Here is a 13,069-nt window from a genome sequence, read left to right as displayed (position 1 = left end):
TAACCATGACTGCGACGATTCAAACAAAAAGCGAAGCAGCTGAAGCACCCCGGCGAGGCAGGCGCACCCCGGGGGCGGGCCCAATCGCCCGTCCCCGGGGCCGGGCCCTAGAGTTCGGACATTGGTGGTGGGCTCTGCCGGGGATTGTCCTGGTCATTGCCATCCACTACGTGGCAACGGGTGTCGGCGGATTCTTCGCCTTCACCAACTGGACAGGCATCGGCTCGTTCAAGATGGTGGGGTGGCAGAACTTCGAAACGATTTTCAAGGACCCCACTAGGCTCGGTGCCCTGCTCAATACCCTCTTCCTGGCCTTCGGCTCGGTCTTGCTCGGGAATGTAGCCGGACTCGTCATCGCCCTCGGGCTGAACCGGATCATCAAAACCCGCTACATCCTCCGGACCCTCTTCTTCATGCCCGTGGTGCTCAGTCCGCTGGCCACGGCCTACGTCTGGAAGTACATCTTCGACTTCGACGGGCCCATCAACGTCTTCCTCACCTCAATCGGTGCCGGTGACCTCGCCAAACCCTGGCTGGCGGACCCGCAGTGGGCTATCTGGACGGTGCTGGTGGTACTCGTCTGGGGCTCCACCGGCTTCGCCATGGTGATCTTTATGGCTGGACTGGCCGGCGTTCCGGTGGAGGTCGAGGAGGCAGCCGCCATCGACGGCGCCAACCTGTGGCAGCGCTTTCGGAACGTCACGCTGCCAGCCATCCGCCCCGCCGTCGCCATTGCAACCACGCTGGGAATCGTTCAGGGGCTTCGGGTCTTCGATCCCATCATGGCCTTGACCAGTGGAGGGCCGGCCGGTGCAACCGAAACGCTTGCCACCCAGGTCTACAAACAGGCATTTGCACTTGGAAACTTCGGTGGCGGTGCCGCCCTGGCACTAGTGCTCGCCGCCATCATTTTGTTCTTCGCCGTTATTCAGCAGCGGCTGACGCGATCGAACCCCGAGGACTGAAAATGTTCCGCTACACCAAGCTCACCCTGCTCCGCGAAATTGGCCTTTGGGCTCTCGCGCTGGTCTTCCTCGCACCGTTCTACTTCCTGGTGACTACCGCCCTGAAGCCCGACAGCGAGATGTACACATCGTCACCCTTGGCCCCGCCGAAGAACCCGGACTTCAGCAACTTCGTGGCTGTTCTGACGGCCACAGGTAACTCCAACGTTGTGATGGGGCTTGTGAACAGCATCATCATCACCGCGGGGAGCATCGTCGGACTCATCGCCCTTGGTTCCATTACCGGATACGTCATCTCCCGCAGCACGCGACGCTGGAGCAAGGGCGCGTACTACCTCTTCCTGATTGCCATCATCCTTCCCGGACAGCTCGGCGCCGTGCCCCTCTACATGGGTGCGCGCGCCATGGGGCTCACTGGCTCGGCATGGGGCCTGATCATCCTGTACACCGGTATGCTCCTTCCGCTGTCGATCTTCCTGTATGCCAACTTCTTCCGTGGCCTTGGCACCGACTACGAGGAGGCAGCAACTATCGACGGTGCCAGCAAGACTCAGGTCTTTTCCAAGGTTGTCTTTCCCATGATGGCTCCCGCCACAGGAACCGTCACCATCTTCGCCGGGCTCATCGTATGGAACGACTTCTTCACCTCGCTGATCTTCCTGGGCGGCTCTGCGAACCAGACGCTGCCCGTGGCGATGTACTACTACATCGGCTCCCTGGTCTCTAAGTGGAACTCGATCTTCGCGATAGTGATCGTCTCCATGATTCCCATCCTTGCCCTGTTCCTTTTCGCGCAGAAGCGGTTCATCCAAGGCTTCTCCGGCGGCCTGAAGGGCTGACCCGGGATGGGTGACAACCGCGCAGCGTTCCAGCGTTTCGTGGAGATCTTCTACACCCAAAAACGGGTGCGTGAAGCCTTCGACTTCCTTGTGGCCGGCGACTACCGGCAGCACAACCCGACCATTCCTGACGGGCCTGAGGCGGCAGTAAGAATGCTGACGCCGAAGTTCGACGGATCGCCAGACGCCCGGTTCGAGGTTCAGCGCATCCTGGTGGACGGTGACCTGGCTTTGGTGCATGTACGCGCTTCAGGTCCCGGGCGTCCGGACGCCGCCGTCGCCGACATTTACCGCTTCGAAAACGGGCGAATTGTTGAGCACTGGGACGTGCTTCAACCGGTTCCGGAGCATCCGGTCCACGACCACCCCATGTTTTAGACCACCCTTGCAACTCTCCAGGAGACACCCATGTTCCAGCTTTCGCCCAATATCGACCTTTTGTTCGCCGAAACAGGCGAAAGTGCCGCGGACCGGGTCCGTGCTGCAGCCGCCGCCGGCTTTGACGCCGTCGAGATGTGGGGCCCGACGGGCAAGGACATTCCGGCCCTCAAGGACGCACTCGAGGAAACCGGAGTCCAGCTCACCGCCCAGTTGGCGGAGCCGCGCATGCAGTTCATGATCCCGCCTCGCAACCACGAGCCCTTCTACGAGGGGCTGGACGCCGGAGTGGCGGTGGCGCAGCAGCTCGGCTGCCCACGCATCGTCGTGGGCAGCGGCACCGGCTTCGGCGGACGCAAGCGGCAGGACCAGCTTGACGAACTGATCGAGATCTTCACCCGCGGCGTCGCGCATATCGAGGGTTCCGGCATCACCCTAGTCCTCGAGCCGGTGAACGTCAGGGTGGATCACCCTGGGGCGCTCCTTGACCGGACCTCGGAAGCCGTTTATGTCGCCCGCGGCGTGAACTCCCCGAACTTCGGCGTCCTCTACGACCTGTACCACTCCACCGTCGAGGGCGAGGACGTGGCCGCCGAGCTCGCCAACGCCGGCGATCTCATCAAGTACGTGCAGATCGCTGACGCGCCCGGCCGCGGGGAACCCGGCTCGGGATCCATCGACTGGACCGCCCGGCTCGCAGACCTGCAGAACAGCGGCTACGGGGGCCCGGTCGGGCTTGAGTACTACCCGACGATCGACTCGGCAAAGTCCCTGCGGCGCATCCAGGAACTGGTGGCGGGGCGGTGAGCAGCAACCGGTACCCCGACGCCGTCGATGTGGCCATCGTTGGCAGCGGCCCGACGGCGTCGACATACGCACGGATCCTCAGCGAGGACGCGCCCGGCACTACCATCGCCATGTTCGAAGTGGGCCCCACGGTCAGTAACCCGCCCGGGGCGCACGTTAAGAACATCGAGGATCCCGAGCGCCGTAGCCTTGCCCAGCGGGCATCGGAAGGCCCGGGAGCCGGTGCCGAAACGGTGAACTCGCCCGGCGCCGTCAAAAGCGGAGAGCGCCGCGCCCGGCCCGGCACCTACTTGCTGCCGGATGGCTACGCGTTCCCCGGAGAAGACGGGATGCCCGTTGCCGCCATGTCCAGCAATGTAGGCGGCATGGCGGCCCACTGGACCGCCGCCTGCCCGCGCCCGGGCGGGCAGGAGCGCATCGCGTTCCTGCCCGATCTAGAGCAGCTTCTTGATGACGCCGAGCGACTGCTGGGGGTGACCACCAACGCCTTTGACGGTGCCCCGTTCTCAGACCTCGTCCGCGGACGCCTTGCAGCCGCTGTGGATGACGGCCGGGACCGGGCCCAGCGCGCCCAGCCCATGCCGCTCGCCGTGCACCGCCGGGAGGACGGCGGCCTCGTATGGTCAGGTTCCGACGTCGTGATGGGGGACGTGACCCGGGAAAACCCGCACTTTGAACTTCTTGACGAGTCGCTGGTGACCCGTGTGCTCGTCGATGACGACGGCAGGGCTGCCGGCATTGAAGTCCAGGACCGGCGCAGCGGTGAAATCCATCAGGTGGCTGCCCGTTACGTTGTGGTGGGGGCGGACGCCCTGCGCACGCCGCAACTGCTGTGGGCCTCTGGAATCAGACCCGCAGCCCTGGGCCGCTATCTCAACGACCAGACGCAGATAGTGTTCGCGAGCAGGCTGCGTGACGTTAAGGTCGAGCAGGGCCCGGCGGCTGCGGACGGCGCGCTCAGCGAGCAAAGCGGCGTGGCGTGGGTTCCGTACACTGACGAAGCGCCGTTCCACGGCCAGATCATGCAGCTGGATGCTTCCCCTATCCCGTTGGCTGAGGATGACCCCATCATCCCGGGGTCGATCGTCGGGCTCGGCCTGTTCTGCGCGAAGGATCTCCAGCGGGAGGACCGGGTGGCGTTCGACGACGATGCCCGCGATTCGTACGGAATGCCCGCCATGCGCGTCCACTACCGCCTCACGGAACGGGACCATGAGGTGCTGGAACGCGCCAAGCAGGAGATTGTCCGCCTGGGCAAGGCGGTGGGTGAACCGCTCGACGAGCGCCCCTTCGTCCTCCCGCCGGGATCGTCGCTCCACTACCAGGGCACAACGCGCATGGGCGCGGCGGACGACGGCGAGAGCGTGTGCTCTCCGGACAGCCAGGTGTGGCAGGCTCCCGGCCTCTTCGTCGCCGGCAACGGCGTCATACCCACGGCCACCGCGTGCAACCCCACCCTCACGGCAGTGGCGCTCGCGGTGCGCGGTGCGCGGCGGATCGCGGAAGAACTCGCAAGCGCTTTACTTATGTCCGAATCAGACAATAGACTGACTAAATAATGAAGAAGTGGCTACCGGCCGCTTCGCCTAAGTGCAGGCAAGGCATGCCGCAGACAAGGAGGTCTCGATGATCGCCGACCGCATGATCGAGCAGGGAACACTCACTACCAAGGACGGCCGCACCGCCGTCGAAGTCCGCATCCCCTGGTACCGCGCCCTTCCGGGCTCGTGCATCGCTGGAGCTGCACTGACAGTGGACGGCGTTGCAGCCCCCGAGGGCTCACTGAGCTGGACCATGAACAACCGCACGTTCAGCTTCGAGGAACTCGTGGACGAGACCGGTGAATGGTGGTTTCCGCTGGACTCTGCAGTCCTTTCCGGCGACCTTCCCGTCCCGGACAGCCAGACCGAGCACGAGGTCAGGGTGGACCTGAAGCTCTACATCCCCTACATCATCACCGACCACGGCGTGCTGCACATCGAAGAGCACGACACCAAGACCATGAAGGTGGCACAGCGATGACCAGCCTCGGCACGCCGATCCAGGGCGTCACCCTTTACAGCTTCACCCGGGCCTCCCATGCCCGGCAATACAACCTCGATGGCCTGATCCGCAAAGTGGCGGCCGAAGGCTTCGGCCCGGGCCTTGAAGTCATCGGGTTCTCCAGCCTGCGCGGCTTCCCGGACCGGATCGACGACAACTTCGTAGGGCAATTCCGCGATCTTGTGGCAGAGGTGGACCTGGTTCCCACATCGTTGGCAATCAACGTAGACACCGGCATCCGCCGTGACCGGCTCATGAACCACGACGAACTCGTCGAATACATGCGCAAGCAGATCGAAGTGGCCGCCAGGCTCGGCTTTCCGATCGCCCGGGTCCAGATCTCCCTGACGCCGGATGCCATGGAAAGCCTGCTGCCCGTGGCCGAGAAATACGGCGTCACCCTGGCCCTCGAAGTCCACGCGGACCAGCACGGCGCCCACGAGCGAGTCCTTGCCCTGCGCGACCGCTACGAGAAACTCAATTCCCCCCTTCTCGGCTTCACCGCCGACTGGGGTGCCACCGTCACAGGTTTTGCGCCCTCCCTGCTCGAGGCCTACCGCCGCCGCGGTGCTTCGGAGGAACTGCTCCGGCAGGTGGTCGACCTGTGGAACGGTTTCTACGCCGAAGGCCCGCCCAACACCCAAAAGCTTCACGGTGAGCGCTTCGGTGCCTTCATTGGCCTGGCCGCCCGCAACGGCCGGCCAGATCTTGGAATTGACTTCGCCATCAACGGAACCGGGCTTTTCGGTCCCGCGCCGCTGGACACCTGGCTGGAAATCATGCCGTGGGTACGCCACGTGCACGGCAAGTTCTTCGGCATCGATGAGAACGGTGAAGAGCCCTCGGTGCCAGTGCGGGACTTGGTCCGGCAACTCGTGGAGAACGGCTACTCCGGTGCAATCTCCAGCGAATACGAAGGCTGGCACTGGAACAACTGGCAGGACCCGTTTGACATCATCCGCGGCGAGCAGGCCGTCCAGCGTTCGGCTGCAGCCAATGCCGGTTCTGCCATGATCACTGACGCCTCCGAAGCGCGCCGCATCCTCAACAGCCACCTCGCCCAGCCCGTCCGCGGCTGAAACAGAAGGAAAATAACATGTCAGAAGGCATCGCAGGCTCGGGCATCGAGCTTGGCATCACTCTCTATTCGCTCACCTCAGAGTTCGCGGCCGGACTCTATACGCCGGAGACGCTGATCAAAGCGGTCGCGGACGAAGGCCTTGGCCCCGGGGTTGAGTTCAACATCGCACAAATGCTGCGCACCTACCCCGACGTCGACGACGACTTTGTCCGACTGTGGCGCGACAGCATGGACCGCTACGGCCTGACGCCCAGCGCCGTGGGGACCAACCTGGACATGGGCCGCCGCAAGGACCGGGACATGACGCCCGACGAGGAATACGACTTCTTCGCCGCGCAGCTGCGCACAGCCAACCGGCTCGGTTTCCACCGAGTGGTGATCCGCTCCGCGGGCAAGGAACTGCTCCGGCGGCTGCTTCCCCTGGCCGAGCAGTACGACCAGAAGCTCGGCTACGAAATTCACGCACCTCAGGGTCCAAACGACCCCAAGATCCTGCAGATCCGGGAAATGTACGAGGAACTGGGAAGCGACAGGCTGGGCTTCACCGCCGACTTCAGCTCCACGATGCACAGCCTGTCACCCACGCTGTTCCGGACCTTGAAGCAGATGGGGCTGCCAGATGAGCACCTCGCGGTTATGCAGGAAGTCTGGCGCAAGCCGCTGCCCATGCAGGAGCGAAACCAGGAGTTCGAGAATTACCTGCGGGCCAACAACTTCGACCCCGCACGACTGGGACCCTTCACCCGCCTGGCCTTCAACATGCACGGGCTTGTTCCGCCGGAGGAGTGGCTGGACATTATGCCCCAGATCTTCCACGTCCACGCGAAGTTCTACGACATCGACGAGAACGGCAACGAGCCCGCGATGGACATTTCCCGCATCGTCCGGCAGTTCGTCAAGGGCGGCTACCAGGGCTTCCTGTCCAGCGAATGGGAAGGACACGCCTTCGCCGACCTTGGCGAATCCGACCCGATTGACTTGGTCAAGAAGCAGCACACGCTGATGCGCCGTGCCATCGAGGAATCCGTCGTTCCGGCCTAAGGAGAAACCCATGACTGGCATCAAACGCCGGCGAGTGGAAGATCTGGAAATTCTGGTGCTACGAGCTCCTCCGGGCGCCGTTCGAGGAAAACTGGATCAGCTTCGCGGAGAAGAACCAGCATGCCTTCGCCTTGGACCTCATGTACTTCGGCGATGACGGCAAGCCGGTCTTCATGCCGCCAGCCGATGAACCCGTGCCGGCGGAGTACCACCCCTACAACCAGTCAACACGGCAGACGCTGGACCCCGCGCCGCCCGTTCCCCACGACACCTTCATCGATACCTTTAAGTAAGGAAAGCCATGGCAACTCACAATTCCCTGTTCCAGGACACCAACGTCCGCAGGCACCCCGAGGGCATCGCCGTGTCGGTGCAGCTGCCCTGGTACCGCAGCCTCTGGCTGTCCGCCGTTGACGACGTCGCGGCAACAATCAACGGCTTGGAGATCCCCAAGGAATCCCTCCGCTTCGAACTGCAGGGTAAGTCCTACTCCATCGCGGAGCTTCCCGAGCAATGGGAAACGCTGTGGTTTGTCGCGGACAGGCCCGATGTGATCATCCCGCTGGACCGCGTCCCCGACGAAGGCGAGGAGATCGACGTCGAGGTCATCCTCACCCTTCGCCTGCTCTACATGCAGATCGCACCCATGCGCTACGTCGGCAACCGGGTCGCGGTTGAGCGCAAGGTAGTGATCGCATGAAAACACTCCGCGTGGCCATGATCGGCTACGGCTTTATGGGTGCTGCCCACTCCCAGGGCTGGCGGACGGCGCCGCGGGTTTTCGATCTGCCTGCAGAGCCTGAAATGGCGGTTATTGTGGGCAGGAACGCCGACGCCGTGGCTGCCGCTGCCGACAAGTGGGGCTGGGCGGAGTCAGCCACAGACTGGCGCGAGGTGATCGCACGGGATGATATCGACGTCGTCGACATCGTCACCCCCGGTGACTCCCATGCTGAAATCGCGATCGCCGCACTTGAGGCGGGGAAGCACGTTTTGTGCGAGAAGCCGCTGGCCAACACGGTGGCGGAGGCCGAAGCGATGGCCGAGGCCGCCGAACGGGCAGCTGCCCGGGGCATCCGGGCGATGGTGGGGTTCACCTACCGCCGCGTTCCGGCCGTCACTTTCCTGCGGAACCTCATTGCTGAAGGCGCCGTGGGGACGATCAACCACGTACGTGCCTCCTACAGGCAGGACTGGCTCGTGGATCCCGAGATGCCGCTGGCCTGGCGTCTGCAGAAGGAACACGCCGGTTCCGGGGCGCTGGGGGACATCGGTGCCCATGCCATCGACCTGGCCCAGTTCGTGACCGGGCTGAACCTCCAGAAGGTGTCCGGCGTCATCGACACCATCGTGAAAGAGCGGCCCCTCCTGGATTCCGGATCGGGACTTTCCGGCACCGGCGGTGTCGGCAAGGGTCAAGTGACCGTGGACGACATCGCCATTTTTACCGGCCGCTTCGAATCCGGAGCGCTGGCGTCGTTTGAGGCCTCGCGCTTTGCCACCGGCCGGAAGAACGCGCTGGAAATCGAGGTCTCAGGGGACAAGGGTGCACTGGCCTTTGACCTGGAGGACCTTAACAGCGTCCAGTTCTACGACCGCACGGCACCCGCGGGCCGCCAGGGTTTTCGGAAGATCCTGGTTACGGAAGCGGAGCATCCCTACGTTTCGGCGTGGTGGCCCGCAGGCCACATGCTCGGCTACGAGCACGGGTTCTCTCACCAGGTCAAGGACCTCGTGGAGGGCATTGTGGCTGGCACCGACCCGCACCCGTCGTTCGCTGACGGGCTGAGGGTGCAGCGGGTGCTCGACGCCGTCGAGCGCAGTTCCAACAATGATTCTGCCTGGACGCGCGTCGCTGCCGGCGTTCCCGTGCTGGCCGGCTGAGGAGGGGACGCACGTGGCACGACCTATCACTTTGTTCACCGGCCAGTGGGCCGACTTGCCGTTCGAGGAGGTGGCCCGGCTCGCCGGCGAGTGGGGCTACGACGGGCTTGAGATCGCCTGCTGGGGTGACCACCTGGACCCCTGGCGCTGGGACGACGACGCCTACGTCCAGGGGAAGCTGGACATCCTTGAACGCCACGGCCTCAAGGTGTGGACGATTTCCAACCACCTCAAGGGCCAGGCCGTCTGTGACGACCCGATCGACGAACGGCACCGCGGCATCCTGACGGACGTTGTGTGGGGCGACGGCGATCCTGAAGGGGTCCGCCGCCGTGCCGCCGAGGAACTGAAGAACACCGCCCGGCTCGCCGCCAAGCTGGGAGTCAAGACGGTGACCGGCTTCACCGGATCGTCCATCTGGAAGTATGTGGCGATGTTCCCGCCCGCCTCCGAAAAGATGGTCGACGCCGGCTACCAGGACTTTGCGGACCGGTGGAATCCCATTCTCGACGTCTTTGACGAGGTCGGCGTGCGCTTCGCACATGAGGTGCACCCGTCCGAAATCGCGTACGACTATTGGACAACGCAGCGCGCCCTCGAGGCGATCGGTCATCGCGAGGCCTTTGGGCTGAACTGGGATCCGAGCCACATGGTGTGGCAGGACATCGACCCGGTGGGATTCCTGTGGGATTTCAAGGAGCGCATTTACCACGTCCACTGCAAGGACACGAAGAAGCGCCTGGCCAACGGCCGCAACGGCCGGCTCTCATCCCACCTGCCCTGGGCCGACCCGCGGCGCGGCTGGGACTTCATCTCCACTGGCCACGGTGACGTCCCATGGGAGGACGCGTTCCGCATGCTCAATGCCATCGACTACCGCGGCCCGCTGTCCGTGGAATGGGAAGACGCCGGCATGGATCGGCTGGAGGGTGCCCCCGAGGCGCTGGCGTTCGTGCGCCGGCTCTCCAACTATGAACCGTCCGCGGCAGCCTTCGACGCCGCCTTCAGCACGAAGTAGCACAGCATGGATTAGTACACGTCAGAACGGCCGGACCCGAAAACCCGGGGCCGGCCGTTCTGCTTTGATGAGGCCGGGCGTTTGATCAGATCACTGCCCGGTCCTGCGCTGACTCGGCCCGGGCTGACTCCGCCAAAGCAGTCTGGGCAAGCGCCAGATGCCTCCGCGTCATGTCTGTGGGGTCATCCTGCAGCCACTCGTGGCCGCCCCACTCGCTAGTTAGCGTGCCATTGAAACCGTTCCTGCCGAGCAGGCTGCCGAGGTCATGCAGTGGCTGCGAAACCCGGCCGCCGTCGTCGTCCAGGTCCCAGAACTTCAGATGGAAGGCGCCCACCAAGGGAAAGATGCCTTGCAGCTCCGCGGCGTCGCTGCGGCCGAAGCGGATGAGCAGGTTCATAAAGAGTGTGTGAATGCGCGGCGGAACCTTCCCTGCGCGGAGCAGTGCCATCGCGGCGTCGAGGGTTGTCAGATCCCGCCAGTCATTCTCCAGGCGCACCAGAAGGTCCGCAGGCACGCCTCCCCGGCGCAATTCTTCGAGGTAGGTCACGGGAAGGGCAGGCATTAGCATGCTGATGTCCACGAGCACCCGCACGTGATCATCCGCAAGCCCGGCTATCCCATCCAGGGCCGGTGCAACGGCCGGGTTGTTGGGCGTCTGCTGCCCTTGGATTTCTTCGTACAGGACCAGGTCGAGCTCGTGCAGCAATGGTTGTACCAGCGCGAGCAGTTCGGTGCCCGCCTGCCCGATCGGCAGCCGCACCCCAGAGGCTCCGACCCGGTGTGCCGCATGGAGCTGGGGGACCAGGAAGTCCAGACGCTCCTGCAACGACCGTCGGTGGGTTGCTGACGTGAAGTCATCAAGGCTGGCACCAACGATGCTGACGCGTCCCCCCTTTGCGGCCAAGGAATCACGCAGTTCATCCACCTCCGCGTCCTGCGGAGCGGGGAAGGACCGCCACAGCAGCCCTGGTTCGAGTTCAATTGTTTTCGTTACGGAGTCCGCTATGCCAGTAACAATGTCCTGGGCAGCCCGGCGGGCGGCGGTGATCTCTGGAGTCCAGTTGAATGAACTGGCGCAGAGGGTCCAGCTTGCAGGAATTTCGGGGGCCATGTGTCGCCTTCCCATTTATGCTTGTTAATGACAAACTTATGTCACTTTTAGGATAAAGGATGGAAGTCATGTTGCAAACCGCTTTGCGCGACGATGCGCTGACGGCCACACCACTGGGTTTTGAGATTCGCGTGGGCCTTCCCTGGATCCGCTCGATGCCCTTGTCGGGCCTGACCGGCCTGGCGGTTGAGATCGACGGCGTTCCGCTGGACGCAGGGGCATTGACAGTGGTTCTGGGCACCCGAAACGTAGGGGTAGCTTCACTGCAGGCAGAGACCGGCTGGTGGTTCGTGCAGGACAGGCTGGTCCTGTGCGGCCGCCGGGAACTCCATGACGGCCTTCATGCCGTCGCCGTCGACTTCCAGTTGCTGGTGCCCTACCTGCAGGCACGTCCGGGCTCTCCGCTGGTTCTGCCCTTCCACTTGGAGGCCCGGCTGGATCCAGGCCGCGCAACGCTGCCCAGCGTGTCCCGCGACGTGGCTTGAGTTGCCCAGGCCACGTCCGGGCAGTCACTATTTCTGTCCGCGGGCCATCCAGCCGTGATCGGGTGCGGCTCCCCGGTATGCACCAGGAAATCATTGTTCGGCGCACGCCGGGAAGTGAAAAACAGGAATAAGTGCGGGTTGAACTTATGCGGGAACGGCGGTCCGTTCCGGTGATGGCCGGCCCTCTGAGAACCAGCGCGGGAAGGTGACATCGAACAGTTGCTCGCGGGCCAATTCTGCTCCACCGCGTAGCGGTTCGCGCTCATCATTGACGGACAGCGTGATGGTGAGGTCCCGGGTAGCGAGCGGCAGTGACAGTTCGTAGACGCGCTGGCGGACTTCGGCAAGGAACACCTCACCGGCGGAACCCATGGCGCCGCCGATCACAATGACTCCGGGATTGAACATGTTCACCAGCGCTGAAATCGTCTCGCCCGCTACGCGGGCTGACTTCTGGACGAGCGTGATGGCGAGGGAGTCGCCGTCGTGGGCTGCCAGGGTGATGTCCTCGAGCGTCAGTGCTCCCTTATTCGCCCTCGGTGCCAGGGAGCTGCTGGCGCCTTCCTTGATGGCCTGTTCGGCATCCCGGACGAGGGCCCAGCCGCCGGCAACCGCTTCCAGGCAGCCGATCTTGCCGCAGCGACATTGTGCGTCGGAATCGGAAACCCGGACGTGTCCGATGTCGCCCGCGGCCCCGTTGGCACCACGGTGAATCCTGCCTTTGGACAGCAGGCCCGCTCCGACTCCTGAGCCGATCTTGCAGTAGATGAGGTCCGCCAGGGAGTCGCGCCGCCGGGCACGTTCGCCGAGGGCAAGCAGGTTGGAGTCGTTATCTACCCATACCGGTGCATTGAAGCGTTCCTCGAAGGGAGTGCGGACATCGTAACCGTTCCACCCCGGCATGATCGGAGGCGCCACCGGCTGCCCCGAGGCGAAGTCCACCGGGCCGGGAAGCCCCACCACCACACCCCATACGGGCACCTTGGCGTCTTTCTTCAGGATGTCGTCAATCAGGGACATCACCGCGTCGATGGTCTTCTCCGGACCCAGCGCGATATCCCAGGTGCGGTGCGTGTGTTCCAGGATGTCGCCGTCGAGGGCCGCTACGCCAACCCTCATATGAGCCGCTCCGAGGGCGCAGATCACGATCCGTCCACGCTCCGCGCGGAAGCGCAGGGTCCGGGGCGCGCGGCCCCCGGACGAGGCCCCGAACTCGCCATCCCCGAGGAAGCCCATCTGGATGGCCTGATCCACGCGCTGACTAACGACGCCTCTGCCCAAGCCGGTGACCTTGCCGATTTCAGGGCGCGTGGTGGCCTCGCCTGTGCGCACCAGGTTGACGATCCGCAGGAGGCTCGTTACTTCATCCGTCTGTGCTCCAAAGCGGAGGGTGGAGTCTGTCGTCATGGCAACAATT

General features: G+C 64.0%; 15 protein-coding genes. 13 read left to right on the top strand and 2 right to left on the bottom strand.

What is annotated here, in order from left to right; all coding sequences use genetic code 11:
- Window positions 1-5: 5 nt before the first annotated feature.
- The 12 genes from AC1DKQ_RS15455 (at window position 6) to AC1DKQ_RS15400 (ending at window position 10,056) form a co-directional block, all read left to right on the top strand.
- Window positions 6-965 carry a carbohydrate ABC transporter permease gene (locus AC1DKQ_RS15455; protein WP_476919496.1) on the top strand — a complete coding sequence of 320 codons (960 nt, stop codon included), beginning with the start codon at window positions 6-8 and terminating at the stop codon, window positions 963-965.
- A gap of 2 nt (window positions 966-967) precedes the next feature.
- The gene (locus AC1DKQ_RS15450) at window positions 968-1,804 is read left to right on the top strand and encodes a carbohydrate ABC transporter permease (protein WP_476919495.1); all 837 of its coding nucleotides are present in this window, start codon (window positions 968-970) and stop codon (window positions 1,802-1,804) included.
- 6 nt (window positions 1,805-1,810) lie between these two features.
- Entirely contained in the window at window positions 1,811-2,182 is a 372-nt protein-coding gene (locus tag AC1DKQ_RS15445) for a nuclear transport factor 2 family protein (RefSeq protein ID WP_476919494.1), read from the top strand.
- A gap of 30 nt (window positions 2,183-2,212) precedes the next feature.
- Window positions 2,213-2,989: a TIM barrel protein gene (locus AC1DKQ_RS15440; protein ID WP_476919493.1), complete on the top strand. Its 777-nt coding sequence runs from the start codon at window positions 2,213-2,215 to the stop codon at window positions 2,987-2,989.
- Window positions 2,986-4,548 carry a GMC oxidoreductase gene (locus tag AC1DKQ_RS15435; RefSeq protein ID WP_476919492.1) on the top strand — a complete coding sequence of 521 codons (1,563 nt, stop codon included), beginning with the start codon at window positions 2,986-2,988 and terminating at the stop codon, window positions 4,546-4,548. Before AC1DKQ_RS15440 ends, AC1DKQ_RS15435 begins: the two co-directional genes overlap by 4 nt.
- Window positions 4,549-4,615: 67 nt before the next feature.
- Window positions 4,616-5,011 (top strand): C-glycoside deglycosidase beta subunit domain-containing protein, encoded by a 396-nt coding sequence (locus AC1DKQ_RS15430; RefSeq protein WP_476919491.1) that lies wholly within the window; start codon window positions 4,616-4,618, stop codon window positions 5,009-5,011.
- Window positions 5,008-6,111, top strand: coding sequence for a sugar phosphate isomerase/epimerase family protein (locus tag AC1DKQ_RS15425; RefSeq protein ID WP_476919490.1), 1,104 nt, complete (start codon window positions 5,008-5,010; stop codon window positions 6,109-6,111). Before AC1DKQ_RS15430 ends, AC1DKQ_RS15425 begins: the two co-directional genes overlap by 4 nt.
- A gap of 17 nt (window positions 6,112-6,128) precedes the next feature.
- Entirely contained in the window at window positions 6,129-7,154 is a 1,026-nt protein-coding gene (locus tag AC1DKQ_RS15420) for a sugar phosphate isomerase/epimerase family protein (protein WP_476919489.1), read from the top strand.
- 131 nt (window positions 7,155-7,285) lie between these two features.
- The gene (locus AC1DKQ_RS15415; RefSeq protein WP_476919488.1) at window positions 7,286-7,447 is read left to right on the top strand and encodes a hypothetical protein; all 162 of its coding nucleotides are present in this window, start codon (window positions 7,286-7,288) and stop codon (window positions 7,445-7,447) included.
- Between the two features lie 8 nt (window positions 7,448-7,455).
- Window positions 7,456-7,854 carry a C-glycoside deglycosidase beta subunit domain-containing protein gene (locus AC1DKQ_RS15410; RefSeq protein WP_476919487.1) on the top strand — a complete coding sequence of 133 codons (399 nt, stop codon included), beginning with the start codon at window positions 7,456-7,458 and terminating at the stop codon, window positions 7,852-7,854.
- Window positions 7,851-9,038, top strand: a complete 1,188-nt coding sequence (locus tag AC1DKQ_RS15405; protein WP_476919486.1) for a Gfo/Idh/MocA family protein — start codon at window positions 7,851-7,853, stop codon at window positions 9,036-9,038. Before AC1DKQ_RS15410 ends, AC1DKQ_RS15405 begins: the two co-directional genes overlap by 4 nt.
- Window positions 9,039-9,051: 13 nt before the next feature.
- On the top strand, window positions 9,052-10,056 hold the full coding sequence (locus AC1DKQ_RS15400) for a sugar phosphate isomerase/epimerase family protein (RefSeq protein ID WP_476919485.1): 1,005 nt from the start codon (window positions 9,052-9,054) through the stop codon (window positions 10,054-10,056).
- Window positions 10,057-10,141: 85 nt separating this feature from the next.
- On the opposite strand, the gene AC1DKQ_RS15395 is transcribed toward AC1DKQ_RS15400, so the two are convergent.
- Window positions 10,142-11,167 (bottom strand): restriction endonuclease subunit R, encoded by a 1,026-nt coding sequence (locus AC1DKQ_RS15395; RefSeq protein ID WP_476919484.1) that lies wholly within the window; start codon window positions 11,165-11,167, stop codon window positions 10,142-10,144.
- A 68-nt stretch (window positions 11,168-11,235) separates the two neighbouring features.
- Between AC1DKQ_RS15395 and AC1DKQ_RS15390 the strand changes: the two genes are divergently transcribed.
- The gene (locus AC1DKQ_RS15390) at window positions 11,236-11,652 is read left to right on the top strand and encodes a C-glycoside deglycosidase beta subunit domain-containing protein (protein ID WP_476919483.1); all 417 of its coding nucleotides are present in this window, start codon (window positions 11,236-11,238) and stop codon (window positions 11,650-11,652) included.
- Window positions 11,653-11,796: 144 nt separating this feature from the next.
- Here the strand turns inward: AC1DKQ_RS15390 and AC1DKQ_RS15385 are convergent, their stop codons facing one another.
- Window positions 11,797-13,059 (bottom strand): ROK family protein, encoded by a 1,263-nt coding sequence (locus AC1DKQ_RS15385; RefSeq protein ID WP_476919482.1) that lies wholly within the window; start codon window positions 13,057-13,059, stop codon window positions 11,797-11,799.
- Between the last annotated feature and the right edge of the window lie 10 nt (window positions 13,060-13,069).

The sequence above is a fragment of the Arthrobacter sp. 05L421 genome, from assembly GCF_056397785.1.
The sequence above is the reverse complement of the archived record's forward strand: the minus strand, read 5'-3'. Positions and strand labels throughout refer to the sequence as shown.